The sequence below is a fragment of the Faecalibacterium sp. Marseille-Q4164 genome, assembly GCF_017377545.1.
Classification (GTDB): domain Bacteria; phylum Bacillota; class Clostridia; order Oscillospirales; family Ruminococcaceae; genus Faecalibacterium; species Faecalibacterium duncaniae.
The window spans coordinates 355,500-381,533 of sequence record NZ_JAFREJ010000001.1 but is presented as its reverse complement, the minus strand read 5'-3'; the positions used below and the strand labels follow the sequence as shown (position 1 = coordinate 381,533).

The 26,034-nt window shown below is 56.4% G+C and carries 25 protein-coding genes and 1 tRNA gene; 3 read left to right on the top strand and 23 right to left on the bottom strand.

Translation table 11 applies throughout. From position 1 onward, the window contains the following. Positions 1-5: 5 nt before the first annotated feature. The 5 genes from J3352_RS01815 to J3352_RS01795 all read right to left on the bottom strand — a co-directional run bounded on the left by J3352_RS01815 (position 6) and on the right by J3352_RS01795 (position 5,170). Complete coding sequence (locus tag J3352_RS01815; RefSeq protein WP_035394239.1) at positions 6-698, bottom strand: carboxylesterase; 693 nt, start codon at positions 696-698, stop codon at positions 6-8. A 191-nt stretch (positions 699-889) separates the two neighbouring features. After that, positions 890-1,813 carry a translation elongation factor Ts gene (tsf, locus tag J3352_RS01810; RefSeq protein WP_005932850.1) on the bottom strand — a complete coding sequence of 308 codons (924 nt, stop codon included), beginning with the start codon at positions 1,811-1,813 and terminating at the stop codon, positions 890-892. Positions 1,814-1,867: 54 nt separating this feature from the next. Further along, complete coding sequence (gene rpsB, locus J3352_RS01805) at positions 1,868-2,587, bottom strand: 30S ribosomal protein S2 (protein ID WP_035394088.1); 720 nt, start codon at positions 2,585-2,587, stop codon at positions 1,868-1,870. 202 nt (positions 2,588-2,789) lie between these two features. Continuing rightward, positions 2,790-4,742, bottom strand: coding sequence for an LTA synthase family protein (locus J3352_RS01800; protein WP_005932847.1), 1,953 nt, complete (start codon positions 4,740-4,742; stop codon positions 2,790-2,792). Positions 4,743-4,876: 134 nt separating this feature from the next. Next, complete coding sequence (locus J3352_RS01795; protein ID WP_035394085.1) at positions 4,877-5,170, bottom strand: PRC-barrel domain-containing protein; 294 nt, start codon at positions 5,168-5,170, stop codon at positions 4,877-4,879. A 135-nt stretch (positions 5,171-5,305) separates the two neighbouring features. Between J3352_RS01795 and J3352_RS01790 the strand changes: the two genes are divergently transcribed. Further along, positions 5,306-5,920 carry an HAD family phosphatase gene (locus J3352_RS01790; protein ID WP_097771983.1) on the top strand — a complete coding sequence of 205 codons (615 nt, stop codon included), beginning with the start codon at positions 5,306-5,308 and terminating at the stop codon, positions 5,918-5,920. A gap of 70 nt (positions 5,921-5,990) precedes the next feature. On the opposite strand, the gene J3352_RS01785 is transcribed toward J3352_RS01790, so the two are convergent. The 6 genes from J3352_RS01785 to J3352_RS01760 all read right to left on the bottom strand — a co-directional run bounded on the left by J3352_RS01785 (position 5,991) and on the right by J3352_RS01760 (position 10,379). Beyond that, complete coding sequence (locus J3352_RS01785; RefSeq protein ID WP_097771984.1) at positions 5,991-6,149, bottom strand: DUF1540 domain-containing protein; 159 nt, start codon at positions 6,147-6,149, stop codon at positions 5,991-5,993. A 57-nt stretch (positions 6,150-6,206) separates the two neighbouring features. Next, on the bottom strand, positions 6,207-6,566 hold the full coding sequence (locus J3352_RS01780; protein WP_097771985.1) for a nitrous oxide-stimulated promoter family protein: 360 nt from the start codon (positions 6,564-6,566) through the stop codon (positions 6,207-6,209). Between the two features lie 284 nt (positions 6,567-6,850). Next, a complete protein-coding gene (locus J3352_RS01775; protein ID WP_097771090.1) occupies positions 6,851-7,267 on the bottom strand; it encodes a flavodoxin in 417 nt (138 codons plus the stop codon). Positions 7,268-7,428: 161 nt separating this feature from the next. Then, positions 7,429-8,199, bottom strand: coding sequence for a heparan-alpha-glucosaminide N-acetyltransferase domain-containing protein (locus tag J3352_RS01770; RefSeq protein ID WP_242699837.1), 771 nt, complete (start codon positions 8,197-8,199; stop codon positions 7,429-7,431). A 132-nt stretch (positions 8,200-8,331) separates the two neighbouring features. After that, positions 8,332-8,883: a ferritin family protein gene (locus tag J3352_RS01765; RefSeq protein ID WP_035394078.1), complete on the bottom strand. Its 552-nt coding sequence runs from the start codon at positions 8,881-8,883 to the stop codon at positions 8,332-8,334. A gap of 134 nt (positions 8,884-9,017) precedes the next feature. Further along, positions 9,018-10,379 (bottom strand): uracil-xanthine permease family protein, encoded by a 1,362-nt coding sequence (locus J3352_RS01760; RefSeq protein ID WP_097771088.1) that lies wholly within the window; start codon positions 10,377-10,379, stop codon positions 9,018-9,020. A 306-nt stretch (positions 10,380-10,685) separates the two neighbouring features. On the opposite strand from J3352_RS01760, the gene J3352_RS01755 reads away from it, so the two are divergent. Both J3352_RS01755 and J3352_RS01750 read left to right on the top strand, forming a co-directional pair. Beyond that, on the top strand, positions 10,686-11,813 hold the full coding sequence (locus J3352_RS01755; RefSeq protein WP_156065717.1) for a cysteine desulfurase family protein: 1,128 nt from the start codon (positions 10,686-10,688) through the stop codon (positions 11,811-11,813). 18 nt (positions 11,814-11,831) lie between these two features. Continuing rightward, complete coding sequence (locus tag J3352_RS01750) at positions 11,832-12,686, top strand: ATP-binding protein (RefSeq protein WP_156058009.1); 855 nt, start codon at positions 11,832-11,834, stop codon at positions 12,684-12,686. A gap of 94 nt (positions 12,687-12,780) precedes the next feature. On the opposite strand, the gene J3352_RS01745 is transcribed toward J3352_RS01750, so the two are convergent. The 12 genes from J3352_RS01745 to J3352_RS01690 form a co-directional block, all read right to left on the bottom strand. Beyond that, positions 12,781-12,864, bottom strand: a tRNA-Leu gene (locus J3352_RS01745). Between the two features lie 180 nt (positions 12,865-13,044). Beyond that, entirely contained in the window at positions 13,045-14,562 is a 1,518-nt protein-coding gene (locus tag J3352_RS01740) for a nicotinate phosphoribosyltransferase (protein ID WP_156065715.1), read from the bottom strand. Between the two features lie 269 nt (positions 14,563-14,831). Beyond that, positions 14,832-16,346 (bottom strand): IMP dehydrogenase, encoded by a 1,515-nt coding sequence (locus J3352_RS01735; protein WP_156065713.1) that lies wholly within the window; start codon positions 16,344-16,346, stop codon positions 14,832-14,834. A 503-nt stretch (positions 16,347-16,849) separates the two neighbouring features. Next, positions 16,850-17,569 carry an acyl-[acyl-carrier-protein] thioesterase gene (locus J3352_RS01730; protein WP_242699247.1) on the bottom strand — a complete coding sequence of 240 codons (720 nt, stop codon included), beginning with the start codon at positions 17,567-17,569 and terminating at the stop codon, positions 16,850-16,852. 79 nt (positions 17,570-17,648) lie between these two features. Beyond that, complete coding sequence (locus J3352_RS01725; RefSeq protein WP_156065708.1) at positions 17,649-18,881, bottom strand: PotD/PotF family extracellular solute-binding protein; 1,233 nt, start codon at positions 18,879-18,881, stop codon at positions 17,649-17,651. Continuing rightward, positions 18,878-19,726 (bottom strand): ABC transporter permease, encoded by an 849-nt coding sequence (locus tag J3352_RS01720; protein ID WP_097771993.1) that lies wholly within the window; start codon positions 19,724-19,726, stop codon positions 18,878-18,880. The genes J3352_RS01725 and J3352_RS01720 overlap by 4 nt, the downstream gene beginning before the upstream one ends. Then, positions 19,726-20,541 (bottom strand): ABC transporter permease, encoded by an 816-nt coding sequence (locus J3352_RS01715; protein WP_097772322.1) that lies wholly within the window; start codon positions 20,539-20,541, stop codon positions 19,726-19,728. Before J3352_RS01715 ends, J3352_RS01720 begins: the two co-directional genes overlap by 1 nt. A 10-nt stretch (positions 20,542-20,551) precedes the next feature. Then, the gene (gene potA / locus J3352_RS01710) at positions 20,552-21,598 is read right to left on the bottom strand and encodes a spermidine/putrescine ABC transporter ATP-binding protein (RefSeq protein WP_097771994.1); all 1,047 of its coding nucleotides are present in this window, start codon (positions 21,596-21,598) and stop codon (positions 20,552-20,554) included. A 258-nt stretch (positions 21,599-21,856) separates the two neighbouring features. Further along, the gene (locus J3352_RS01705) at positions 21,857-22,819 is read right to left on the bottom strand and encodes a DUF4340 domain-containing protein (protein ID WP_097771995.1); all 963 of its coding nucleotides are present in this window, start codon (positions 22,817-22,819) and stop codon (positions 21,857-21,859) included. A gap of 10 nt (positions 22,820-22,829) precedes the next feature. After that, positions 22,830-24,275, bottom strand: a complete 1,446-nt coding sequence (locus J3352_RS01700; protein ID WP_097771996.1) for a GldG family protein — start codon at positions 24,273-24,275, stop codon at positions 22,830-22,832. A gap of 15 nt (positions 24,276-24,290) precedes the next feature. Further along, positions 24,291-25,163, bottom strand: coding sequence for an ABC transporter permease (locus tag J3352_RS01695; protein ID WP_097771997.1), 873 nt, complete (start codon positions 25,161-25,163; stop codon positions 24,291-24,293). Continuing rightward, positions 25,160-25,903 carry an ABC transporter ATP-binding protein gene (locus tag J3352_RS01690; RefSeq protein ID WP_370569097.1) on the bottom strand — a complete coding sequence of 248 codons (744 nt, stop codon included), beginning with the start codon at positions 25,901-25,903 and terminating at the stop codon, positions 25,160-25,162. The genes J3352_RS01695 and J3352_RS01690 overlap by 4 nt, the downstream gene beginning before the upstream one ends. Positions 25,904-26,034: the final 131 nt, after the last annotated feature.

Sequence of the window (26,034 nt, the reverse complement as noted above, 5' to 3'; positions counted from 1 at the left end):
TTCTTTCAGATATGTGCTCGCTCCCATTCCTGCAGAACAGCCAATTGCAGCTCGGTATGGAACCAGTGCTCTCCTTCTACCATGATGGTCAGATGTGCACCTGTCCGTTGTTTGAACTGCTCAAGCACTGCCCTGGAAGTCAGGTTATCTTTTGCGCCATAGAGCACTTGCGTGGGCACTTTCCAGCGGTAGGAATGCTCCCTCACCCAGCAGAGATACTGCCACGACAACGTCTCATCGAAATCCGTGGAAATCTCCCCTGCTTCTTTCAACTGGGCCTCACTCACATTTGCCCACTGCATCATATTGGTGATAAGATCTTCCATATCTACCACTGGTGAGAGCAAAAGAGTACTCCGTAAAGGCTTTGCCTGTAAGGCCAACATGGAAAACCAGGCTCCAATACTTGTAGCCCGCAGCGAAACATTCTTCCAACGCTCTGCAGCATAGGAATAGACCGCTTCCAACTCTGGAACCGCCACCCACGGCAGCAGCTTCTCGGAGCTGCCCTTGCGCTCTCCATGTTCGGGCAAATCAACAGCAAGAACCTGATACCCTGCTGGGCAGGCAAGCTCTGCAAACGGCAGAGCTTCTTCTTTGCAACCCATTTTGCCATGGACATAGAGATATACTTTTCGGCTTTCTTTCCCGTACAGCAAAGCAGGAATACCGCTGATCTCCAGTTTCTGTGTTTTCATCGTAACATCTCCTGTCAGATGCCGCCTTCCTTCTTTCCGGTACAGCGGCTGGTTGAGATTCTTCACTTCCAGCTTTCTCTTCATTGTAATTGTTCCTATGATAACACACTTCCCGTTCAAACACAAACAAAAAGAGCTGTGACACCCTGTTACAGGTACCACAGCTCTTAAATTCATTCAGTCAGACTGAATTACTTCACCATGCTTGCAACTTCAGCAGCGAAGTCATCAGCACGCTTCTCCAGGCCCTCGCCCTTCACGAAACGGGTGAACTTGACGATCTTGATCTCGCCGCCCAGATCCTTAGCGACCTTAGCGGTGTACTGAGCAACAGACAGATCGCCGTCCTTGACGAACTCCTGATCGACCAGGCAGTTCTCCTTGAAGAACTTCTTGATCTTGCCCTCGATCATCTTCTGCTTCACAGCATCAGGCTTGTTGGCGTTCTTGGGATCGCCAGCCATCTGAGCCAGCATGATCTCCTTCTCCTTGGCAACGACCTCAGCGGGGACAGAAGCCTCATCGACGTAGCTGGGGTTAGCAGCTGCGACCTGCATGGCGATGTCCTTGCCGTAAGCAGTGAACTCGTCCTTGCTGTCGATGTCGTTGGTGGTCTCGAAGTTGACCAGGATGCCGTGAGTGCCGCCGCCGTGGACGTAAGCAGAGCAAACGCCCTCGTAACGGACAAAACGACGAATCTTAATGTTCTCCTTGATGACCAGGATCAGGTTCTTCAGAGCCTCGTCAACGGTCTCACCAGCCTCGGTCTTGCAAGCCATCAGAGCCTCAACATCAGCAGGATTCTGCAGCATGACGACCTTGGTTGCTTCCTTGACGAAATCAACGAACTTGTCGTTCTTGGCAACAAAGTCAGTCTCAGCGTTGACTTCGATGACAACACCGACCTTGCACTTGGGGCAGTAGTCAGCGTAGACCATACCCTCGGCAGCAACGCGGCTTGCCTTCTTGGCAGCAGTAGCCAGACCACGCTCGCGCAGGATCTCAATAGCCTTCTCGAAGTTGCCGTCAGCCTCAGTCAGAGCCTTCTTGCACTCCATCATGCCGCAGTCGGTCTGCTTGCGCAGTTCCATAACGTCCTTTGCAGAAATAGCCATTTTTGTAGTCTCCCTTACACGTTATTTCACGGGTTTGTTCTGTACAGCCAAAAATCAGGCGTTGGCAGCTTCCTCAGCGGGAGCCTCCTGGTTGCCCTGCTTGCCTTCCAGAACAGCGTCAGCCATAGCGCCAGCGATCAGCTTGACAGCGCGGATAGCGTCGTCGTTGCCGGGGATGACGTAATCGATCTCGTCGGGGTTGCAGTTGGTATCAACGATAGCCACGATGGGGATGTTCAGCTTACGAGCCTCAGCAACAGCGATGCGCTCCTTGTGAGGATCAACAATGAACATAGCCTTCGGCAGGGTCTTCATGTTCTTGACACCGCCCAGGTACTTGTCCAGCTTCTCCATCTCCAGCTCGAGCTTAGCAACTTCCTTCTTGGGCAGCAGCTCGAAGGTGCCGTTCTCCTTCATCTTAGCCAGCTGATCCATACGGTCGATGCGCTTACGGATGGTGCGGAAGTTGGTCAGCATACCGCCCAGCCAGCGAGCGTTGACATAGTGCATGCCGCAGCGCAGAGCCTCGTCACGGATGGACTCCTGAGCCTGCTTCTTGGTGCCGACGAACAGGATGTCGCCGCCCTCAGCTGCAACTTCCTTCACGTAGTTGTAAGCCTCGTCCAGCTTCTTCACGGTCTTCTGCAGATCGATGATATAGATGCCGTTGCGCTCGGTGAAGATATACTTCTTCATCTTGGGGTTCCAGCGGCGGGTCTGGTGACCGAAGTGCACACCTGCCTCGAGAAGCTGCTTCATAGAAACGACTGCCATAGTAAAAATACCTCCAATATTGTTTTGCCTCCGCACACCGTGATCCGCGGCCATATCGGATGGCTTTGGACTGCCCTCCACTCCCGAAAGAGCACAAAAGGGCATAGTGATGCGTGTGTAATGCCAAATAATAATAGCACAAACAGGCGTGTGATGCAAGGGGTTTTCTCTGTTTTTTACAAGAAAATCGCGTATTTTTTGTTTATTCGCCCGTCTGAGTGCTGTTCAGGCTTTCCATGCCCATCCGGCTGAGGGCATAGCCCTTGCCGAACATCAGGTCATATTGCAGCAGCCAGTGCTTCTGGCTCCAGCTTTCCTGCAGGGAGCTCGGGGTCTGGGTGGTGGTGCCGTCCAGATTCATCACCGTGCCCCGGGTATTGGCGCGGTCGGCCACCTGCAGCTGGCGGTTCAGCAGCTGGAAATAGAGCGGCTGTTCCAGACCGTAGAGGTTCATCATCACCGGCGAGATATCGTAAGCGGCAATGGTGCCCAGATCCACGGGCTTGTCGGTGTAGTTCGACCACATCAGCAGGGTGGTCTGGTGCAGGCGCGGGTCCGCACTGGAATCGCTGGCATAGCCGCTGCTGGTAAAGACATCATAATTGGAATCAATGGGGTTGTAATGGTCGCCCCAGAACACCAGGATCACCGGCTCGTCCACCTGCGAGAAGTATTGGGTCAGCTTGCCCAGCATGGCATCGGCATCCCGGATGCCGGTCGCAAAATCTTCCAGTGCGCCGATGGTGCTGGCCTTGAGGCCCGCCGGGTGCTCTGTCACCTTCACCCGCACATCGTCCGGGTAGTTGTCTTTATTATAATTGGTATGGTTCTGCATCGTGACCGCGTGCAGAAAAACCGGTGCATCCGAGGATGTCTTCATCTTCTCATACTGCTGGATGATCTGGTCTGCCATGGAGTCATCCGTGACCAGACCGCTGGTCCAGTAGTGTCTGCGCACCTTGTTGACATGGGTCATCTGTTCCAGGCTCAGGAAGGTGTCAAAGCCCAGGTTGGGGTATGCCGTGTCCCGGCTCCAATACTTGGCCCAGAAGCAGTGAACTGCCGCCGTCTGATATCCCTGCGTCAGCTTGAGGTAATTGGGCAGCGAGAACATGGGCTTGGTCACATGCTGCTGGTAGGGCTTGCTGCCGTTGGGCAGAAAGGAAGCCGAATAGCCTGTCAGCGCTTCAAACTCCACATCGCAGGTTCCGCCGCCGAAACTGGGGCTGTACGCCCGGCCAGAAGCACTGGTCTGCTGCAGGGCGTGGAGGTTGGCAGAGACATCGGTATCAAACTGGAAACCGTACTGCTCCAGTTCCGACACATCCCAGTAGGACTCGTCCATCACATAGATGATGGTGGGCTTTTTCGCGGTCTCGTCCGCAGAGGTGGTGGCACCGTAAGATCCCGGGTAGAGCGGAGCAGTGGAATATTTCTGTGCAGCTTCGGTATCATCCAAAATCTCGTTGACAGCCTCCTCTGAATACCCCTCCGGCTTGGAGATCTCCAGATTGGTCAGATTGGTCAGAAAGCTGGTGATGACACCATAATAGCGGTAGTAGCGATCCTGCATCCAGGCATCCGGCACAATGCCAATGGCCTGTGTCACGGCAGGCTGCAGGAACACGCCAAAGAGCAGGCCGCAGGTAGCTGCCGCACTGGCAAGAAAGCCTGCCACCCGGGGCTTCCAGTTCAGCTTCTGCCGCCCTCTATAAAGGAAGAAAGACACCGCGACCAGCAGCACGATAATAACAATGGATACCACCATGCTGGTCTGGATGTGGATACCGGCCGCAGCTGCCACGCCCGCAGCCTCTGACACCTGCATCAGATCCCAGGGCAGGAAGGGCTCGCCGCGCAGCTGCAGTGTGTAGAAATTGACTGCCGCCGGGGCACAGCCCAGCACCGCCGCCAGCAGGGTCGCCAACGGTGCAAACCGGGTCAGCCAGTCCACTGCCAGCCAGCTGAGAAACAGCATGGCCCACGCCAGCAGATAGGCTTCGGCATGGGGGAAAATGTATTGGGTAAAGGTCTCCCCTGTCAGGCTGCCGCGGGCGATCCACTCCGTCAGGAACAGGATGCCCAGCGTTGCCAGCGGCGGGAAGAGCAGCCGCAGCCCATGCAGGGAAAGCGGCGTATGTTTTTTTGCGTTCATAGAGAGAAGTTCCTTTCACTTCCGGAAATCAGATTTCAAGCCGGAGCGGCAAGGCTCTGCCGCTCACGGTTCTCTATTATAATCCGATTTTTTGTAAAATCAAACCCTGATGCAGGAAAAATTCACGAAAAATTTCAGCCGTCCAGCCAGTGCCGCATTTTTTGCCAGAAACCCTGCTTTTTGGCTTCCGGCTCCGGCAGCTCCGTGCGGACCAGGATCGCGTCCACTCCCAGTGTTTCGATGTCCGTCCAGGGGATGACCAGAGTCTCGTCCCGGCCCAGCAGCCCAAACAGATGAGGCTGCCCGAGCAGCAGCAGGCTTTTGACCTGCGCCGTTGCCGGATCGAGCTCCAGATCATCGGCGCGGCCAAGGCAGGCCCCGTTGCTCAGCTGAACGATCTCCTTTGCGCACAGCTCCCGGAATTTCATCGTGATCCCCTCCCCGCAGTTTGCCTGTTTCATCCTATGCGGCGGCACAGTGCTTGATGCAGGGCGGGCAGTTGTGCTATACTGTGGGCAGAATCTTTCTGGCAGAAACATCCATACAGAATTGAGGAAACAGCGATGTATAAAAATATCATCTTTGATCTGGGCGGTGTCATGGTAGATTTCGACCCCAAGACCTATCTGGTAGACCGCTTCTGCAATGCCGAGGTAGAGGAACAGGTCTCCCAGCTGACTTTTGAAAGCGAGGAGTGGAAGCTGCTGGATGCAGGGCTTATCACCCGCTCCGAGGCCAACCTGCGGATGCTGGCCCGCGCAAAAGAATATGGCCGCGCGTTTGAGGTGCAAGGCGTGCTGGACGATTGGATGCATATCCTCCGCCCCCGCCGCCGGATGCAGGAGCTGGTGCGGAAGCTCAAGAGCCGTGGCTACTGCGTCTATTACCTGAGCAATATCCCCGAGGATGTGCTGGATTTTCTGACCGAGCGCGACCTCAAGGGCCTGTTCGACGGCGGCGTGGCCTCCTGCGAGGTGCACATCAACAAGCCCGACCCTCGCATCTATAAGGCCCTGCTGGCCAAATACCAGCTCAAGGCCGGGGAAAGTGTTTTCATTGATGACCGGCTGGAGAATGTACAGGCCGCTTTCCGTCTGGGCTTTGCCGGCATCCAGATGAAGGACAGCGTCGGCACACTGGTGCGCAGCCTTGCTACCTGCAGTGTGGCAATCCACTGAACAACACACAAAAACTCCCCGCTCATGCCCTGTCTGGGGCGCTGGGCGGGGAGTTTTCTGCCATTACAGATTATTTCTTTTCGTAATTCTGGCAGAAGTGCGGGGTCTCCACCTGCTGGGTGGTGCAGGAGCAGTGCTCTGTCACTTTGATCTGGGGCAGATCACACTTGCAGTTCTGCACATTGTGACGGCACTCGCAGACATCGCAGGTCACACCTGTGTTTTCCATTTCTATCGCCTCCTTGGCTCTAGGTTGCCCCGGCTTCAGGCGATTATACATGGCTGCTTATTTTCCTGCGTTTGCTTCACGCCTTGCCTTCATTGTCACGATCACATGCTTGATGGAGAGAACGGGATGCACCGGCAGCATTCTGGGCCCGGCCCAGCGCATGACAGTGCGGATCTTTTCCCGCATCTCCGGCTGATAGCAATGCACCTTGCAGGCCGAGCAAAAGGTCTTGGTCTCCATAAAGGGGCAGTGCTCAATGCGGGCCAGCGCATAATCATGCAGCTGCTGGCATTCCGGGCAGAGACTGCCTCTGAGGGTGTGATGCTGCTTGCGGCAGTAGAGCGCGATCATCTCACTGACAAGCATTTTTTCGTCGGAACGCTTCTTTGCCAGGTCTTCCGGGGTGGTTTTGGACATTGGGACTGTTCCTCCTGCATTTTTTCCTTGCGGGCCATCCGCAGAGCCGCGCAACGCACCGTGTGACGCAAAACTGCGAAACAGGCCGTAATTCCAACAGCAACAGCCATTTCCATACACACCACCTTTCCTAAAAAGCAAAGCAGCAGTAGACCGGGTTCAGCCCCTGTTGTTCCCCTGCTGCTCTCAGGTTCGTTTGTCCGGCAAATGGGCTGTTGCGCAACTTTTAGAGTTTAACACAGCAAACCCCATTTGTCAAATTTTGCAATGTGCTTCTAATCCGATCACCACGCTGCCAGATCTGCACCCAGCTTGCGGCAGGCAGCCTGAACATCCTCATCCGGTGCCTCGTTGCAGATCAGACCCTCACCGTTGAGCACCTGTGCGCCATCACCCTGTGCACGCTCGACCCAGTCGCGCATCCACTGGCCGTCGCCCCAGCCATAAGAGCCGAACAGAGCGATCTTCTTGCCGTTCAGGGAACCTTCCAGATCGGAGAACATCGGCTCAAACTCGCTCTCTTCCAGCTGCTCTGCGCCCATTGCGGGGCAGCCAAATGCAACTGCATCAAACTCTGCCAGCTTTGCGGCGTTCATTTCGCCACAGGGAACGATGGTGCCGTTTGCACCCTCTGCCACGCAGTTTGCCATGGTCTCCGTGTTGCCGGTTGCACTCCAGAATACAACTGCTACTTTGCTCATAAAGAAGAACCTCTCTTTCAATTTTGGTTAGTATATTCTAACTTTTATCTTCAAGAAATTGCTCTGCCTGACATAAGACAGAGCAATTTGGTTAGGCTTTTCTAACCACCAAAAGAATACCACAGGGCGGGCTCCTTGTCAAGAACCTTTTGCAGAATTTTTCAGAACGCTCCTCCACCCCGGCGCAGCAACAGGAACACCACCGTCAGCACGCCGTAGATCACCGGCTGGTGGAGTAGATATAGCATCAGCGAGTTCCGCCCCAGCCACCCCAGCGGCGGGCAAACCGAACGACGCAGCGGACGGAGACTCTGCGCTGTTCGCTCTGCCAGATGATGCAGGTAAAAACCAGCCCAGAACAGGAAGAGCCACGGGGTCAGTGGGAAGTAATCCGTAGAGAAGAAGCCAAAGGGATAAAACCCCAGATAGGCCGTGAAGTAGTTGGCGTAGAGAAAACCCGGCAGTGTGATGAGCCAATGACCCAGCTGCAAATAGCCATCGGCTGCATAGCGGGTGAAGTAAAACAGAAACATGCTCCCTGCAAGGCCGACCACCGGGGGCACCTTTTCCATCCACTTTTCCAGCAGTCCTGTGATGATCATAGCCGAGCCCAGCAGGGTCAACACACCGAACCAGACAGCATCCGCAGGCATGAAGATCAGCGTGACCGCCGTGACAAGTGCGCCGCACCCAAACACCACCGCGCCTCGTTTGACCGGGTGGCGACCCAGCGGCAGACAGAAACCGGACAGCAGGATGAACACCCAGCAGATGGATTGCTGCCACAGTTCTCCCTGCCAGCTGCCATACCACGGTGCACGCACACCAAACAGATAAACCAGATCCCACATGCCATGGTAAAGCATCATGCTGATCAGGTCCAGTCCGCGCAGCTCGTCCAGCAGCGCACAGCGTGTGGAAGTTGATTTCATAAGACTTCCCCTTTTTCGGAATGTTTTTTTCATTGTACGCCCTGCCATGGATCCCGTCAAGCAAAAAAGCTGCCGTGCAGCTTTGGCACCGCACGGCAGCTTTATGATATCAGGTTCAGAAGAATGCAGGAATTACAGCTCCACGTTGAAGTAGCGCTTCAGCAGGCCCTCGAAGCCGCGGCCATGGCGGGCTTCGTCCTTTGCCATCTCATGGACGGTATCGTGGATCGCATCCAGGTTCAGGGCCTTTGCCTTCTTGGCCAGGTCCATCTTGCCGGAGCATGCGCCGCACTCAGCCTCAGCACGCATCATCAGGTTCTTCTTGGTGCTGTCGGTCACGACCTCACCCAGCAGCTCAGCGAAACGGGATGCGTGGTCAGCCTCTTCGTAGGCATAGCGCTTGTAAGCCTCAGCGATCTCGGGGTAGCCCTCGCGCTCTGCCACACGGGCCATGGCCAGGTACATACCGACCTCGCTGCACTCACCCTCAAAGTTTGCGCGCAGACCGTCAACGATCTCCTGAGGCACACCCTCAGCCTTGCCGATGCCGACCACATGCTCGGTCACATAGGTGTTGCCGGTCTTTTCAACAAATGCGGATGCAGGAGCCTTGCAGACGGGGCACTGCTCAGGGATAGAGCCTTCAGCGATATAACCACAGACGGTGCAGACATACTTTTTCATAGGAATATCCTCCATTGTTTTTCATTATGATCTTGGCCTCTCCTCTGGTACAGGGGGCCTTGCTTCTGAGCCTATTATAGCAACGATTCCCAGATTAGTCAAGGCTAATTTTAAGAAGTATTCCTATTTATTTTTCAGACCTGCAGGTTGCCGCTGCTCGGAGCATCGGAACCGTTGGCAGCATCAAACTCGTAATCATTGCCGGGGAGGATGGCGTTGAGCAGGATGCCCACGATAGCAGCAATGGCCAGGCCGGACAGGTTGATGGAGACACCGCCCACAGCGAAGGTCAGACCGCCCACAGAGTTGAAGCCCAGTGCGCAGACCAGGATGACAGCGGCAACGATCAGGTTGCGGCTGTTGGTAAAGTCCACACGGTTCTCGACCACATTGCGGACACCGATCGCGGAGATCATGCCGTACAGCACAAAGCTGATGCCGCCAATGATGCCGGTGGGGATGGTGTTGATGACGGCCTCAAACTTGGGGCTGAAGCTCAGGATCACAGCCATCACAGCGGCAATGCGGATGACCAGCGGGTCGTAGATGCGGCTCAGGGCCAGAACACCGGTGTTCTCACCGTAGGTAGTATTGGCGGGGCCGCCCAGCAGACCGGCCATGGCAGTGGCAAGGCCGTCGCCCATCAGGGTGCGGTTCAGGCCGGGATCATTGATATAGTTGTGGCCGACCGTAGCGCTGATGGCAGCGATATCGCCCACATGCTCCATCATGGTTGCCAGCGCAATGGGGATGATGGTGAACATTGCGCTGATGAACTCAGGGCTGCCGTCGATGGCAAACAGACCCATGGCGCTCTTGTGCAGGGGGATGCCGAACCAGTCGGCAGCAGCAATGGCCTCAAAGTTGACTGCACCAGTGACCAGAGCCACAGCATAGGAGACCAGCACACCGATCAGGATGGGCAGGATCTTGACCATGCCCTTGCCCCAGATGTTGCAGACAATAACGGTGCCCAGGGCCACAAAAGCCAGCAGCCAGTTGGACTCGCAGTTGGTGATGGCGGAGGGGGCCAGGATCAAACCAATAGAGATGATGATGGGGCCTGTGACCACCGGCGGGAAGAATTTCATAATGCGGCGGATGCCAAAGGTGGAGATGAGCAGGCTGACCAGCAGGTACAGAATGCCGGACAGTGCCACGCCCGCGCAGGCGTAGGGCAGCATTTTGGTATTGGCAACGGTCAGGTTGCCGTCTGCGTCAGCCAGCATGGGGGCTACAATGGAAAAACCGCCCAGGTAGGCAAACGAGGAGCCAAGGAAGGCCGGGACCTTGCCCTTGGTGACAAGGTGGAACAGCAGGGTGCCCAGACCGGCACAGAGCAGAGTGGTGGAAACGCTCAGGCCGGTGAGCAGGGGCACCAGCACAGTTGCGCCGAACATGGCAAACATGTGCTGCAAGCCCAGGATCAGCATCCGTCCGGTGCCGAGCTGCCGGGCATCGTAAATGCCCTTGGAGTAATCGATCTTTTCACTCATAGAGAAGTTCTCCTTTCATCGCTGCCCAAAAAAAGAGGCATTGCCGCAGCAACGGCAGTGCCTCAATCTTCTGGAGCAGATTCAAAAAACGGGACCGGAAGGCAAAACACGCGCTCCGCAAAGTCGAACGAAACATTTTGCTCTCCCCTTCCCTGTCTGACTTTATAAAGTATACCAGAAACCATGCCCGGATGCAATCCGTTTGCCGCAGTTTCCCTCAGCTTTTTGGCCGGACATCTTGAAATATGCCCCTGTCCGCACTATAATATAACCTATTGAATTGATTTGTATTTCAAGAGGAATGTTATGATCTATCTGGATTATTCTGCAAACACCCCGGTGGATGCGCGGGTGTTGGAGCAGTTCTGTGCCGTGGAGCGCCGCTGCATCGGCAACGCCAACTCTCACCACCAGGCAGGCTCTGCCGCCAAGGCAGAGATCGATGCCGCCACCATCAAAATCGCCTCCCTGCTGGGCGTTCAGCCCGCAGAGATCATCTATACCTCCGGTGCCAGCGAGGCCAATAACTTTGCTTTAAAGGGGCTGGCCCGTCTCTCCCGCCATGCGGGCAGGCACATCATCTCCACTCCACTGGAACATTCTTCGGTCAGCGGCACCCTGACGGCATTACAGGAGCAGGGGTATGAGATCGACCTGCTGGACGTGAAGCAGGACGGTACTGTAGATCTTGAGCACCTGAAGGATCTGCTTCGCCCGGATACCATCTGCGTTGCCGTAACGCTGGTGGACAGTGAGCTGGGTGTGGTGCAGCCTGTACAGGAGATCGCCGCCATCCTGAAAGCATACCCTCACTGTCACCTGCATGTGGATGCGACCCAGGCTGTGGGCAAGATCCCCGTTTCTTTTGAGGGCGTGGACACCATGAGCCTGACGGCCCACAAATTCTACGGGCTGAACGGCATCGGCCTGCTGATCAAGCGGCGGAATCTGGCGCTGGAGCCTCTCATCCATGGCGGCGAGAGTACCACCATCTACCGCAGCGGCACCCCCACTGTGGCGCTGGCCTCCTCATTGGCCTGTGCGCTTGATCTCGCCGTCACTGACCTGCCCGGACGCGTTGACCATGTGGCAAAACTGAATGCAGAGCTCCGCGCCGCCCTCAGCACATATCCGCTGGTGCGCATCAACAGCCCGGAACACGCCGTCCCTCATGTGCTGAATCTGAGCGTCCGTAATGTCAAGGGCACCGTGTTCCAGCGGGAGCTGGATGCCAAAGGGGTCTGCGTCTCGGTCAAGTCAGCCTGCTCTTCGGACGGTCTGCCTTCGCGTGCGGTGTTTGCGGTCAGCCGCGACCGTCGCAACGCACTGTCCTCCTGGCGCATCAGCCTGAGCCACCTGACCACCGAGGACGAGATCAAAGCCTTTTTGCAGGCGTTCGATGTCTGCTGCCGTGAGCTGACCGCCCTACATTAAATAAAAAGAGGAACCAACATGAAACGTGAGCTTGAACCTTATCAGATGATCGAACGCAGTATCATCAAGAAATACCGAAAGGAGCTGTGGACCCCCTTTATCGTGGCGGTAAAGCGCTACGAGCTGGTACAGGAGGGAGACAAGATCGCCGTTTGCATCTCGGGCGGCAAAGACTCCATGCTGATGGCAAAGCTGATGCAGGAGCTGCAGAAGCACAGCGATGTTCCCTTTGAGCTGGTCTTTCTGGTGATGGACCCCGGCTACAATGAGATCAACCGCCAGAAGATCGAGTCCAATGCCGAGCTGCTGCACATTCCGGTGACCATCTTCGAGAGCAACATCTTTTCCGTTGCCAACAACACCGAAAAGAACCCCTGCTATCTCTGTGCCCGGATGCGGCGCGGTCACCTGTACAGCAAGGCCAAGGAGCTGGGATGCAACAAGATCGCGCTGGGCCACCACTTCAACGATGTGATTGAGACGACCGTGATGAGTATGTTCTACGGCTCCCAGATGCAGGCCATGCCGCCCAAGCTCCACAGCACCAGCTTCCCCGGCATGACCCTGATCCGCCCCATGTACTGCATCCGGGAAGAAGATATCCTGGCCTGGAAGCGCTACAATGATCTGGAATTCATCCAGTGCGCCTGCCGCTTTACCGAGAACTGCACCATGTGCGACAACGGCGGCGGTGGTTCCAAGCGGCAGGAGATCAAGATCCTGCTCCGCCGCCTGAAGCGCGACAATCCCAATATCGAAAACAGCATCTTCCGCAGCATCCACAATGTTGCCATTGATACCATGCCGGGCTATCGATCCGAGGGTGTGGATCACAGCTTCCTGGAACGATTCCATGCTATGGAAAACCACTGAGCTGCATCCGCATTTCTGCCTGCGCCGAATCACGCTTTGTACGCGATCCAACAGTAAAAAATCCCCCTCAGCTTACGCTGAAGGGGATTTTTCATGCCACCGGCGGGGCTTGAACCCGCACTCTGTCTCCAGAAAGGGATTTTAAGTCCCTCGTGTCTGCCAATTTCACCACAGTGGCGCATAGAAACCCGGCTTACAAAGCCCTGCTGCTCTGGACATTCACAGAGAGCCGGGAATAACAGGTGATGAGGTAAACATTTATCACAAGTCCGTCGTTACGGAGTTGCAAACATGTATCAAAACATGTAAGATTCACACAACGGCTATTATAATACAATAGAAACCCTGCTTTGTCAAGTTACACCTTTCCGCCATGCAGTTCCGAATACATCTTGGCACGGCACTCGGCCACAGCGGGGGTCATATTGACATAGTGCTTATGCGGCATCTCGATGCGCAGCTCAGTCTCCCAGGTCTCTTCGGTCAGCTGCTTTGCGATATAGGCCTTTTTCTCGGCAATCCCGGGCAGTTCGATGGCCAGCTCACCGTTCAGGATATGGGGCACCAGCAGCCGCTTGACCCTGGTGGGGGTGATGGTAATGGTGCGCTCGATGGCATCCGGGTCAAGGTTGATCATTTTTACCGGCTTGCCTGCCTCGATGACCTCGCCATCCATGGCGATCAGATCGCACTGGGCCTGACCATTTTCATCGTAGAGCCGCCAGGGCATTTTCTTGCCCGGGATGATGGCCTTGCTGGCAGAATCCGAGCACTTCATCTTGGGCTGATAGGTGCCATCCGGCAGCTTGACCGCCACCAGTTTATACACGCCGCCGAACACGGGGTCAGAAGCGGAGGTAATGAGATTCTCGCCCACGCCGTAGGAATCAAAATGAGCGTGCTCATAGAGCTCCATGTTGGCGATCTTCCGCTCGTCCAGACCATTGGAGGCCACCAGCTTGATATAGGGCTTGCCTGCGGCATCCAGTGCCTTGCGCAGGCGCTTGGAGCCACGGGCCAGATCGCCGGAATCGATACGGGCACTCTTGACGCGGCGGTTGGGGTCATTGGGGTACTTCTCGATCAGGTAGTCGTCCAGCTTGATGAGGTTGGGCAGGCCGCTCTCCATGATGTTGTAGGTATCCAGCAGCAGGCTGACGGAATCCGGGTAGGTATCCGCAAAGGCCTTGAAGGCATCAAACTCCGTCGGGAAGAACTCGATGAAGCTGTGTGCCACGGTGCCAACCGCCTTGACCTCAGAGCCATACTTCATCTCAGCCAGGCAGTTGGCAGTGCCGATGCAGCCGCCCAGAACAGCGGCATACGCGCCATCATTGCCTGCGCTCTCGCCCTGTGCGCGGCGGGTGCCAAACTCCATGACGCTGCGGGGCGTATGGGTGTTCAGGCCGGTCACACGGGTCGCCTTGGTGGTGATCAGGCTGTGGAAGTTCATCGTCTGCAGCAGGTAGGTCTCGATCAGGATCGCACCCACCAGGTCGCACTCAATGCGGACCATCTGCACATGGGGGTAGCAAACCGTGCCCTCGGGCAGAGCGTACATATCACCCTTCCACTTGTAGGTGCGCAGATACTCGCAGAATTCCTCGCTCATACCCTTGGTGCGCAGCCAGCGGATATCCTGCTCGTTGAAGTGATAATTCAGCAGGAACCGGGTCAGCTTGCGTTGGCCTGCGCTGATGGAGTAACCCATGTTGTCCGGGTTCTTACGGAAGAACATATCGAACACAAGGGTGGTGTTCTTAAAGCCGTGCAGGAACAGGCAGTTTGCCATCGTGAATTCGTAGAAATCCACCACCATGGCAGGGTTATCATAATCTTCGTCCGGAATGTACGGAACAACTTTGATCTCGTCCATGAAAAGTTTCCTCTCCTTGTACTTCGCAGCAGCGAAAAAACCTTGCCACTGCTGAAAAAACAGCCCCTTCTCCCCCTGCCTTTGTTCCGGCAGTGCGTGGGCCTGCACCCTGTCTTGACAGGACGTTTGTACCATGATAGCATCTTTGCCGCCCGGGTGCAAGGGCTTTTGTAAATTTCCTGCGTGCAGAAAGAAAAATCTTTTTTCCGGTACTGTCAAAAGGGCCGCCCCCGAAAGCTCCGGGAGCGGCCCTGCAAGCCTGTTCAGGCTCAGCCGTTTATAATATTGGGGGTCGCATTTTTCAGCACAACGTCATGGCTGCCGCCCTCCACGATGGAGGTGGAGGAAACCACAGTCAGCTTGGCCTTCTGCTGCAGCTCGGGGATGGAGAGTGCGCCGCAGTTGCACATGGTGCTCTTGACCTTGTACAGGGTGGTCTGGACACCATCGGCCAGAGGACCGGCGTAAGGAACATAGCTGTCCACGCCTTCCTCAAAGCTCAGCTTGGTGGAACCGCCCAGGTCGTAACGCTGCCAGTTGCGGGCACGGTTGGAGCCCTCACCCCAGTACTCCTTCATATACTGGCCATTGATGCGCACCTTGTTCGTGGGGCTCTCGTCAAAACGTGCGAAGTAGCGGCCCAGCATGACAAAGTCAGCACCCATGGCCAGAGCCAGAGTGATATGATAATCGTGGACGATGCCGCCATCGGAGCAGATGGGCACATAGATGCCGGTCTCCTTGTAGTACTCGTCACGGGCCTTTGCGACCTCGATGACAGCGGTGGCCTGACCACGGCCGATGCCCTTGGTCTCACGGGTAATGCAGATGGAACCGCCGCCAATGCCGATCTTAACAAAGTCTGCGCCGGCCTTTGCCAGAAAACGGAAGCCCTCGGCATCCACAACGTTGCCTGCGCCCACCTTCACGGTGTCGCCGTAGTGCTCACGGATCCAGGCGATGGTACGGCTCTGCCACTCGGAGTAGCCCTCGGAGGAGTCGATGCAGAGCACATCCACGCCAGCCTCGACCAGTGCGGGAACGCGCTGGGCATAGTCGCGGGTGTTGATGCCGGCACCGACCACATAGCTCTTGTTGGCATCCAGCAGCTCGTTGACGTTCTTCTTGTGGGAATCGTAGTCCTTGCGGAACACGAAGTATTTCAGGTTGCCCTCAGCATCCACCAGCGGCAGCGTGTTGATCTTGTTGTCCCAGATGATGTTGTTGCAGTCGTGCAGGGAGGTGTTCTCCGGTGCGGTGACCAGCTTCTCGATGGGAGTCATAAAGGTGGTAACGGAAGCATCATCGGGGGTGTGGTTGACACGGTAATCACGGGAGGCCACAATGCCCATCAGCTTGCCGTGAGGAGTGCCGTCGGCAGTAATTGCAATGGTGGAGTGGCCGGTGTGGGCCTTGAGCTCCAGCACATCGTGCAGGGTGGCGGTAGGAGCCAGGTTAGAATCGGAGACCACATAACCGGCCTTATAGCTCTTGACGCGGCGCACCATGGCAGCCTCGTTCTCAATGCTCTGGGAGCCGTAGATGAAGGACACACCGCCCTCACGTGCCAGTGCAATGGCCAGCTTATCGCCGGAGACCGACTGCATGATGGCACTGATCATGGGGATGTTCATTTCCAGCGGGCAGGCCTCTTCCCCCTTGCGGTACTTGACCAGCGGGGTCTTCAGGCTGACTGCCGTGGGGACATTCTCTGCAGAGGAATAGCCCGGAACCAGCAGGTACTCGCCAAAGGTGCGGGAAGGTTCTTCATAGAAATAAGCCATACTCTAAACTCCTTTTTTCTTAACGCATCAACAACGGGCCAGCATCAAAATAATTCATGTTTGCTGCTTATAAATTGATTGACTATACTTTACCACAAACCCCGTCAGAATACAAACCCCAGTGGCAACAAACTTTAGAACTGTCCTTTGCGGAAAAACAGTAAAATTGACCACCAAAAACGTGCAAGGTCATACTTTTCGGCCTGACAGGCCGGTTTTCTGACACAAATTGGAGTGCAAAAAAGTCCGCACCGGAAAACCGGACGGACTTTTTTGCACACGAAGCGAGATACCGCCTGTGCGGTACAGTGCCGACAGCTGTGAAGGAGAACAGCCGGAGGAGGAGAAGGCCCTGCACCCGATATCTCTTATTCAACAAGAAGAAAAAGATTTCAGTCTCAAAAAGCGCTCATCGCTTTCTGTAACCATATTGTAACTCTTTTGTTTCCGTTTTGCAAGACCTTTTTCGCAGATTTTGTAACATAATTGTAATTTCCCCGGATTTATTTTGTAAATTCCAAGTAGCATTCAAACGCAGCGTGCTCTTCGCGGCGGCCCACCACATACCAGCCATCGGCCGAGGGCGCATAAAACACCTCGACCTGACTGCCCAGCGGGATCTCCCGGTGGTACTTGACGGAGACGAATTTCAGCGGCCCGGCCTTGACCACCTCCAGCGGCAGGGCATCACAGGCGATGTCCAGATAGCAGGCGTTATTCACATGGCCATTCAGGTCGCACAAGGAGTAACTGGCTGTCCGGCTGCCTGCACAGGTCAGTTCCTTTGCTTTGTGCACCAGCTGGGGCAGCTCCCCGTCCAGATTCTCGTTCCAGTAACCGGGCGTATACCAGGAGGGCTGGCGTAGGATGCACTCGCGATCGGTATCCACCATGATCCACCGGCTGTCGATCAGGGCACACTCCTTCCCTGCTTCGTCCAGAATGCGGGTCAGCCGCTTCATCGAACCCTTCTTGCACGGCTCACAGGCAGTAAGAAAGGTCAGCTTTTCGGCACGCAGGGGCATCCGGGTGATCTGCGCCGCCTGCTTGCCCACCAGAAACGCCGTGTGGTGCGCCTTGAAAAAAGCATCGTCCATGCCGTAGGCGCGGGCGTGGTCTGCCGCAGCCTGCTCCACATAGCGGAACAGGGCGCTGGGCTTGATCATCCGGCGGAAGTCGCCGTCTGCGTTCAGGACAGTTGTATGATAGGTATATTGATTCATACGTTTCCTTTCCAAAAGAGGACCCTCTCCGTCATTGCTTCGCATTGCCAGAGGCTTTGACGGAGAAGGCCCTTTCTTCTCAATACTGATTCCGGGTCTTTTTGCGCAGCTTGCGCCAGATGTTGAAGCAGGCCAGCGCTACCATGGCAAGCAGCAGCATCAGGAACACAACGCCGCTGCCGCCCTCATTGTAGCTCTTCATCTCGCTCCACTTTACATCGAGCTCGTTGTTGACCTCATCGCTCAGGGCGGTGAACACCTTTTCCTTGGCTTCCACTTCCTCAGAGGGGTATGCGATCTCGCTGTACTTCAGATCCTCGTCCAGGATATCCCACACCTTCTGCATGGGGGTGGTGTAGCCGATATACTCCGCATTGGCTTTTCCGATGTCCGGCTCGCACATGAAGTTGATGAACATCTCCGCAGCTTCCTTGTGCTCACTGGTGACAGGCACCGCCATGCAGTCCACCGACAGCACACTGCCCTCCTCCGGGAACACCCAGGCCAGATCCGGGTTATCATCGATCATGGTAATGGCATCGCCGGAGTAGTACACGCCGATGGCCGCCTCGCCGCCGATCATCTTATCAAAGATCTCATCCATGACGTAGGCCTGCACCAGCGGTTTTTGCGCTTTCAGAGTCTCCACCACCTCGTCCACCTCTTCCGGGGTCTCGGGGTTGATGCTGGTGCCGTTCTTGAACGCTGCAATGGCGTAGGCATCACGGCTGTTATTGAACATCAGGATGTTGCCCGCGTACTGCTCATCCCACAGGTCAGCCCATTTGGTGGGGGCATTCTCCACCATGGTGGTGTTGTAGATGATACCGGTGGTACAGAGCATATAGGGCACGGTATAGGCGTTGGTGGGGTCATAATCCGGATCACGGTAGACCGCATCGATGTTCTGGGAGTTGGGGATGTTGCTGTAATCCAGCGGTGCAAGCATCCCCTCGGCGATCATCTTTGCCACCATGTAATCCGAAGGGATGACCACATCGTAGTTGGCCGCACCGGATTTCAGTTTGGCGTACATGGACTCGTTGGAATCAAAGGTGGTGTAGTTGACCTTGATGCCGGTAAGCTTCTCGAAGGCGGCCACCACATCCACGCTGTCATCAGAACCGTTGGAGATGTATTCGCCCCAGTTGTAAACGTTAAGGGTGAGATTCTGGCCCTGAAAGCGGGTCCAGTCGTAATCGTCCGAGACCGAAACGTCCTCGGTCACCTCAATGGTTCCGGCGGCAAAGGCGGGCGCAGAACAGCAGAATACCATGGCCAGCGTCAGCAGCAGAACAGCAAAACGTTTCATTTTACGTCCTCCCCTCTCAGTGCCTTCTGATCCCGGCGGTACTCCCGGCTCTCCATGGCATTGGAGATGAGGATGATGGTCAGGATCACCACAAACATGATGGTGGACAGGGCATAGATCTCCGGGCTGACCTTTTTCCGGGTCATAGAATAGATGGCAATGGGCAGGGTCTCCACCGTGCCGCAGTTGAAATAGGAGATCATAAAATCATCGATGGAGTAGGTCAGGCAGATGAGGAAGGCCGACAGGATGGCCGGGCTGATCTCAGGCAGGATGACTTTGAAGAACGCCTGCCTGGGGTCACAGCCCAGATCCAGAGCTGCCTCATACAGTTTGATGTCCAGCTGCTTGAGCTTGGGGGTCACGTTGAAGATGACATAAGGCACATTGAAGGCGATATGCGCGATCAGCAGCGTGGGCATTCCCATGATGGTATCGGGCAGCCAGGAGACTCCCTCGGCAAAGCGCTGGTAAGCCACGAACAGCAGCATCAGGGAGATGCCGGTGATGATCTCCGGGTTGACCACCGGGATATAGGTGATGTTGGTGATCACCAGGCGGCTCTTGCGGCTCATGGACGCAATGCCCAGCGAGGCCGCCGTGCCAAGAACCGTTGCAATGACCGCAGAGATGAGGGCCACCTCCAGCGAGACGCGCAAAGCGCTCAGGATGGCAGAATTATGGAGCAGGCTGGTGTACCACTTGAGGGTAAAGCCTGTGAACAGTGCGTAGCCCTTGCTCTGGTTGAAGCTGAACACGATCATATAGGCAATGGGCAGGTACATGAAGCAGAAGAAGAAGATGACGTAGGCCCGCTGCATCAGGCGCAGATGTTTCGTTTTCATCAGGACACGCCCTCCATTTCATCTTCATCAAAGCTGGATGTGAAGCTCATGCAGAGCAGGACGATGATCATCAGCACAAGGCTCATGGCCGAACCGACGTTCAGGTTGTAGCTGTTGCCCAGGAACTGCATCTCGATCAGGTCGCCGATCATCAGGTTGGAGCCGCCGCCCAGCATACGGCTGATGACAAAGGTAGACACCGCCGGAACGAACACCATGGTGATGCCGGTGCTGATGCCGGGCACGCTCATGGGGATGAGCACCCGGAAAAGGGTCTGGATGGTGGAGGCTCCCAGATCCTGTGCCGCTTCCACCAGGCTCTGATCGATCTTGGTCATACTGGTGTAGAGGGGCAGGATCATGTAGGGCACATAGTTATACACCATGCCCAGCACCACCGCGCCGGAGGTGTTCAGCATGGTATAGGGGCCCAGGCCAAAAAAGCCCAGTACCGCGTTCACAGGGCCGTTGATGCTCAGCAGGCCCATCCAGGCATAGGTGCGGAGCAGGAAGTTCATCCACATGGGCAGCATGACCAGCATCAGCATGATATGCTGCTTGTTCACCCGCAGGCGGGACAGGAAATAGCCCACCGGAAATGCAATGATCAGGCAGATCACGGTAGCCACAAGGGCCAGCAGCAGACTGCGGGCAAACACCGAGCCGTAGCCGCTGACGCTGGTCAGGTTGGCAATGGTAAAATTGCCGCTGCCATCGGTCAGGGCATAATAAACCACGATGATCAGCGGAACCACCGTGAACAGCACCATCCAGATAAAATAAGGATAGGCCAGCTTCTTATCGTAAATTTTCATCATTTCCCATTCAGCCCTCCGAACGTGCCATGATATGGATCTCGTTGGGGCCGATGCGCATACCAATGGTCTCACCGGGGGTGCAGGCGCGGGTGGAGTGGATCAGCCACTCACGGCCCTCGCACTCAACGTGCATCTCAAAGTGAACGCCCTTGAAGATGACATCATTGACTACGCCCACCAGCTGACCCTCCACGGGGCTGACCACTTCAATGTCCTCGGGGCGGACCACCACCTGTACACTCTGTTCCCGGGCAAAGCCGCGGTCCACGCAGGGGAACTGCACACCCGAGAAGGAGACCAGGAAGTCGCGGTGCATCACGCCGTCCACAATGTTGGAATCGCCGATAAAGTCCGCCACAAAGGCATTTTTAGGCTCGTTGTAGATATCCTCGGGGGTACCGATCTGCTGCACCTTGCCGCCGTTCATCACAACGACGGTATCGGACATGGTCAGGGCCTCTTCCTGATCGTGGGTAACATAAATAAAGGTGATGTTCATCTCACGCTGCAGGCGCTTGAGCTCCAGCTGCATCTCCTTGCGGAGCTTAAGGTCCAGTGCACCCAGAGGCTCGTCCAGCAGCAGGATCTCAGGCTCGTTGACCAGACTGCGGGCAATGGCAACACGCTGCTGCTGGCCGCCGGACATCTGGCCGATGCTGCGGCGCTCAAAGCCTTTCAGGCCGACCACCTCCAGCATATCGCGCACCTTGCGGCGGATGGTCTCTTCGTCCATCTTCTTCAGGCGCAGGCCAAAGGCCACATTCTCAAACACGTTCAGGTGCGGGAACAGCGCGTACTTCTGGAACACGGTATTCACCGGACGCTTATAGGGCGGCACACCGGTAATATCCTGGCCCTTCAGCAGCACCTGACCCGCGTTTGGTTCCAGGAAGCCTGCGATCAGGCGCAGGGTGGTGGTCTTGCCGCAGCCGGAAGAACCCAGCAGCGTTACGAACTCTTTGTCATGGATGTCCAGGTTCAGCCCATCCAGAATGCGCTGACCGTCAAATTCCACCACGATATCGCGCAGTGAAACGATCACCGAGTTGTCCATTTTTTACTTTTCCTCCTTAAACTCAGATACGAAAAAAGACAGGGCATCCACCCCATCCTTCGTACCAGGGCGACCCAGCCCTGCACAACATCCATGACATCCGTAATATTGTGCAGTTATTCTGCCCTGTCATCGCCTATCATAAACAATCCGAACTGAAATGTCAATCACTCTGTCGAGGTTTGCCGAAACTTTGCATCCGGCACAAAAAAATCCCGCGCTGTACCAAGAATTCGCACAGCGCGGGAGTGAAACGTTTTATTCTGCTTTCAGCTGATCTGCGGGGTACAAAAGCGCACTCACCACACTGGCATCCACCGTATAAACGGAGCTGTCGCCTTCCACCATCAGGTAACAGCCGTCTGTCCCCATGGCATAGGTCAGATTTATTGTGCCATCGGCTGTTGTGACCTCTGCTGTGACCAGCGGAGCCTCAAAACCATACACCGCCGGGTCGGCATCTGTTGCCTGTGCCGAGACATAGGTGCAGAGAGCCGAGAGGATGGCATCCACCTTCGTCTCGTCGAGGTCTGCGGCGGTATCCCCCGCCAGCCGCCAGACAGTCTGGTAGGCGTTGCTGTCACTCTCTGCCGCAGGCTCCGAGTTTGCTTTCAGGGTCACGGTCTCGCCATCGGCCAGCGTATAGGAGACGGCTTCGATCTCCGAGGCCGTCAGCCCCGCCGGGTTGAAGGCACCGAATAGCTCCGCCCTGGTCAACTCAAAGCAGGCGGCTTTGGTCCCCGATACCGTATAAATGACATCGCTGTTATTCTTGCGGACATAGAGATCTCCTGTCATGGTATTGCTGGCCCCGAAGGTATAGGTGTCCGTTTCGCCCGCTGCCGTCACCTCTATGGTCAGCGCAGGCTCCGCAAAGCCGTAGTCCTCCCCTGCCTGCAGGCTCAGCTCCCGCTTTGCGTTCAAAGAGGAAAGCGCGGTGAGCATCGTGTTGCAGGCAGAGGTGTCCAGATGGTAAGCTGGATCTTCAGCCAGCGTCCAGCCGTTGGCGGTATAGAGCAGGGTGTTCGTCTCGCCCTGATAGTGGAGCACGATCTGCGTCAGGTCATTGCCCGAAACTGCCGCCAGCGGAATGGTTCCATCTGCGGCCGCACTGGCAGCCTGTTCTTCCCGGGCATTCCGCAGCGTCAGCAGGGCAAACACGCCGCCTGCCAGCAGGATGAGGAAAAGCAGCACCCCGAGGGTACGCTGTTTTGCTTTCATGGACAGGTCCTCACTTTCTACGCCGCAGCACGACCACCACGGCACCCACAGCCAGCAGGGCCGCAGGCAGAACGATGACAAAGAGCAGGCCCAGCGTAGAGGCGGCAATGCTGGGCACTTCCAACGGAGCTGCTTCCAGCGCCTTGCTGTCGATGAGGACAGCGTTCTCCTGCCCGGCCAGCGAAGCCGCACACCCCTGCAGGAAGGTCACATTGCCCGGGATGACCTGATAGATGCCCTCATTGTCCATATTGCCGCAGTTGACCCAGATGACCTGGGCACCCGTGTCCTCATTGCGGGCGTATGCTGCCAGCGTGAAGGGACCGGCAATGTCGCCGTCCGCTTTCTCGGTAGTGGTCATCTCGTAGCCTTCCGGTTTGCTGTAAGCACTGTCCGAGCTGACCAGAAGGGCATCCGAGACCACATGCTCTGTCTCGGTCAGGGTGATGCCCTGTGCCATCTGCAGCAAAACTCTGCGGCTGGTGTTCACACCGTCCAGCGCGGTGGATTCCTCTGTACTGGCATAATCCGGCAGCAGGTAAAGGGCCGGGTAGCCATTGAGGTAGTGGTTGGTATCGCCCTCCACCACAAGGCCCTCGGTACGGGTCAGGCCGAACTCAGCCATCACAGCATCCAGATTGGGGGTACTATAATAGGAATCCGTCAGCAGCAGCACGCGGCCTCCGTTGCTCAGATAGCTGCGCAGCTGACCCAGCTCATCCACCAGACTGCCTGCGCCGGAAAAGTCCTGCGCCGGATCGTTGATGACAAGCAGGTCACAGTCCTCGGGGATGGTCTGGGAGAGCAGGTCAAGTGCCGAAACGGTCAGGTTCTGGCTTTCCAGCGCATCGGTCAGAGTGGAAGTCAGCGCCTGCTCGCCGTGGTTGGTGGTGTAGTACACATGGCGGCTCTCTCCGCTGGTCAGCTGGTAGATGGCAGAGGTGATCTTGCTTTCACCGTCAAAGGTCACGTTGGCCGCGCCGGTGGCGGCATAATCGCTGTAATCGTAGTCGTAAAGCTCTGCGGCATCCAGCACCTTGCTTTGTTCCCCGCAGACCAGGATCAGCCCGCCGGAGGTCAGATCCTGTGCGCCGTACTGGGCCGCAAAGGTCGGGTAGACTGCCGGATCTTTCAGCTCCCAGGTGATATGGCTGCTCTGGGCGGCGTATTTGTCCAGCAGCTTGGAGATGATCTGGTCCTCATTGCCGGTCTGGGCCAGATAATAAATGGTCACATCCTGCGTCAGGTCGTCGGCTACCTGTCTGGAGCTCTCGCTCAGGGTGTAGAGCCCAGCCTCGGAGAGATCGAACTCGGTATATCTGGAAGGAATGGCCCGGACAATGAGATTGACCAGCACGGCCAGCACGATCACAGCCGCGGCAATGGCTGCCGACCACACCCCGCTGCGGAACACCCGCCCGTCACCCGAGGAGCTCTGCTTTGCAAAAAGCTTCATCTGTGTCCCCTCCTCTCAGTTCCAGCGGCGCTTCTCAATGTCCTGCGCCGTAAAGAACAGGAACACCGCCGTCACGGTCAGATAATAGACCACGGCAGGGATGGAGAAGCTGTTGTTGACAAAATCCTCAAAGGGTGTAAACAGGCACAGGGCACTCAGCACGGCGCTGAAAGCCTCGGTAAGCCATGCACTGCGGAGCAGAAACAGCCCTGTCAGGCCCAGGCAGAGCGCCGCAAAGGTCAGGCACCCCAGCACAAAGCTGCGGGTGCGCAGACCGGCCGCCAGAGAAGCCGCGCCTGCGATCCCGGTGAACACTGCCAGCGCCACGGCGCTGCCCGCATTGAACATACTGCGCAGGCTGGGCATCAGGTAGGCCAGCAGCAAGGCTGAAAAGCCCGCCACGGCGGCAATGATCTGGTTCTCGGTCAGGCCGGAGAGAAACTCACACAATGCAATGGCCGCACAGCCCAGCAAAAAGTAGCAGAGCAGCCCCGCAAGGTTTGCGAGCAGAGCAGACACGGTGCCGCCCAGCGCCCAGAGGATGAAGATCATCACCGCATCCACAGCGCAGGGCAGAGCGAACACAGCCGCTATGGCAAAGAACTTGCCCAGCACGATGCCCCACACTGAGACCGGGCTGGTGAGCAGCAGCTGGTCGGTGCGGCTGTGGCGCTCCTCGGCCAGTGAGCGCATCGCCAGCACCGGGATATAGAGCAGCAGCATGAAAATGGTCTGGTAGAGGGTGTAGTAACTGAAATCCGTCAGGCCGTAGATCAGGCACCTGGCCAGAAAATACAGGCCGGAACTCGCCACCAGAAACGCCGTGAGGACGTACCCCAGCATCCCGTGAAAGAAGCTGCGGAATTCCCGCTTGAAAATAGCTGTCATTCTGCTTCCTCCTCTCCGGTTGCTTCTTCCGGTTCACCGTCGGTCAGTTCCAGAAACACCGCTTCCAGGCTCTTGCCATCGGCGGTCAGCTCCTCCAGACTGCCTGCTGCCGCTAGATGTCCTTTGGAAAGGATCAGGATCTGCTGGCAGACTGCCTGCACCTCACTGAGGATATGGCTGGACAGGATAACTGTATGCGCCCGGCCCAGCTCCCGGATGAGCTTGCGGATCTCGATGACCTGTGCCGGGTCCAGGCCGACCATCGGCTCGTCCAGAATGATGAGCCTGGGACTGCCCAGTAATGCCTGTGCAATGCCCACCCGCTGCTTGTAGCCCTTGGAAAGGCTGCGGATGAGCCGGGGCAGAACGGCTTCCAGCCCGGTACGGCGGGCAGCCCTGCACACCTGCTCCTTCCGTTCCGCCTTTTTCACACCCTTCAGCTCGGCGGCAAAGGTCAGGTACTCCTGCACCGTCATCTCCGGGTAAAGGGGCGGCTGTTCGGGCAGATAGCCCACACAGGCTTTGGCGGCATCGGCCTCCTCGGGCAGAGGGTGCCCTGCCACCGTCACCTGCCCACTGGTGGCAGAGAGATAGCCGGTGAGGATGTTCATAATGGTGGATTTGCCCGCGCCGTTGGGCCCCAGCAGACCACAGATCTGGCCATCTGCCACGGTAAACGAGACATCGTCCACGGCAAGATGATTGCCATACTGTTTGGTGAGATGAGAAACTTCGATCACGTTCACAACGCTCCTTTCTAAGGCAGCGCAAAGCGCTTTTTGAAGATACTGGTTTATTTTAGTCCGGAAATGTGTTCAAAATAAGGGAACGGCGTGTAAATTACAGAAAGAGAGCTTTTGTGCGGCATAAC

Excerpts from the sequence above, each read along its gene's own strand:
- rpsB (WP_035394088.1), bottom strand. The coding sequence starts at position 2,587 with ATGGCAGTCGTTTCTATGAAGCAGCTTCTCGAGGCAGGTGTGCACTTC.
- J3352_RS01740 (WP_156065715.1), bottom strand. The coding sequence starts at position 14,562 with ATGGACGAGATCAAAGTTGTTCCGTACATTCCGGACGAAGATTATGAT.
- J3352_RS01785 (WP_097771984.1), bottom strand. The coding sequence starts at position 6,149 with ATGGAAAACACAGGTGTGACCTGCGATGTCTGCGAGTGCCGTCACAAT.
- J3352_RS01715 (WP_097772322.1), bottom strand. The coding sequence starts at position 20,541 with ATGAAAATTTACGATAAGAAGCTGGCCTATCCTTATTTTATCTGGATG.
- potA (WP_097771994.1), bottom strand. The coding sequence starts at position 21,598 with ATGGACAACTCGGTGATCGTTTCACTGCGCGATATCGTGGTGGAATTT.
- J3352_RS01765 (WP_035394078.1), bottom strand. The coding sequence starts at position 8,883 with ATGAAAAAGTATGTCTGCACCGTCTGTGGTTATATCGCTGAAGGCTCT.
- J3352_RS01730 (WP_242699247.1), bottom strand. The coding sequence starts at position 17,569 with ATGAATCAATATACCTATCATACAACTGTCCTGAACGCAGACGGCGAC.
- J3352_RS01815 (WP_035394239.1), bottom strand. The coding sequence starts at position 698 with ATGAAAACACAGAAACTGGAGATCAGCGGTATTCCTGCTTTGCTGTAC.
- J3352_RS01750 (WP_156058009.1), top strand. The coding sequence starts at position 11,832 with ATGAAACGTGAGCTTGAACCTTATCAGATGATCGAACGCAGTATCATC.
- J3352_RS01700 (WP_097771996.1), bottom strand. The coding sequence starts at position 24,275 with ATGAAGCTTTTTGCAAAGCAGAGCTCCTCGGGTGACGGGCGGGTGTTC.
- J3352_RS01770 (WP_242699837.1), bottom strand. The coding sequence starts at position 8,199 with ATGAAATCAACTTCCACACGCTGTGCGCTGCTGGACGAGCTGCGCGGA.
- J3352_RS01720 (WP_097771993.1), bottom strand. The coding sequence starts at position 19,726 with ATGAAAACGAAACATCTGCGCCTGATGCAGCGGGCCTACGTCATCTTC.
- J3352_RS01795 (WP_035394085.1), bottom strand. The coding sequence starts at position 5,170 with ATGAAATTCCGGGAGCTGTGCGCAAAGGAGATCGTTCAGCTGAGCAAC.
- tsf (WP_005932850.1), bottom strand. The coding sequence starts at position 1,813 with ATGGCTATTTCTGCAAAGGACGTTATGGAACTGCGCAAGCAGACCGAC.
- J3352_RS01705 (WP_097771995.1), bottom strand. The coding sequence starts at position 22,819 with ATGAAAGCAAAACAGCGTACCCTCGGGGTGCTGCTTTTCCTCATCCTG.
- J3352_RS01695 (WP_097771997.1), bottom strand. The coding sequence starts at position 25,163 with ATGACAGCTATTTTCAAGCGGGAATTCCGCAGCTTCTTTCACGGGATG.
- J3352_RS01735 (WP_156065713.1), bottom strand. The coding sequence starts at position 16,346 with ATGGCTTATTTCTATGAAGAACCTTCCCGCACCTTTGGCGAGTACCTG.
- J3352_RS01790 (WP_097771983.1), top strand. The coding sequence starts at position 5,306 with ATGTATAAAAATATCATCTTTGATCTGGGCGGTGTCATGGTAGATTTC.
- J3352_RS01725 (WP_156065708.1), bottom strand. The coding sequence starts at position 18,881 with ATGAAACGTTTTGCTGTTCTGCTGCTGACGCTGGCCATGGTATTCTGC.
- J3352_RS01775 (WP_097771090.1), bottom strand. The coding sequence starts at position 7,267 with ATGAGCAAAGTAGCAGTTGTATTCTGGAGTGCAACCGGCAACACGGAG.
- J3352_RS01760 (WP_097771088.1), bottom strand. The coding sequence starts at position 10,379 with ATGAGTGAAAAGATCGATTACTCCAAGGGCATTTACGATGCCCGGCAG.
- J3352_RS01755 (WP_156065717.1), top strand. The coding sequence starts at position 10,686 with ATGATCTATCTGGATTATTCTGCAAACACCCCGGTGGATGCGCGGGTG.
- J3352_RS01780 (WP_097771985.1), bottom strand. The coding sequence starts at position 6,566 with ATGTCCAAAACCACCCCGGAAGACCTGGCAAAGAAGCGTTCCGACGAA.
- J3352_RS01800 (WP_005932847.1), bottom strand. The coding sequence starts at position 4,742 with ATGAACGCAAAAAAACATACGCCGCTTTCCCTGCATGGGCTGCGGCTG.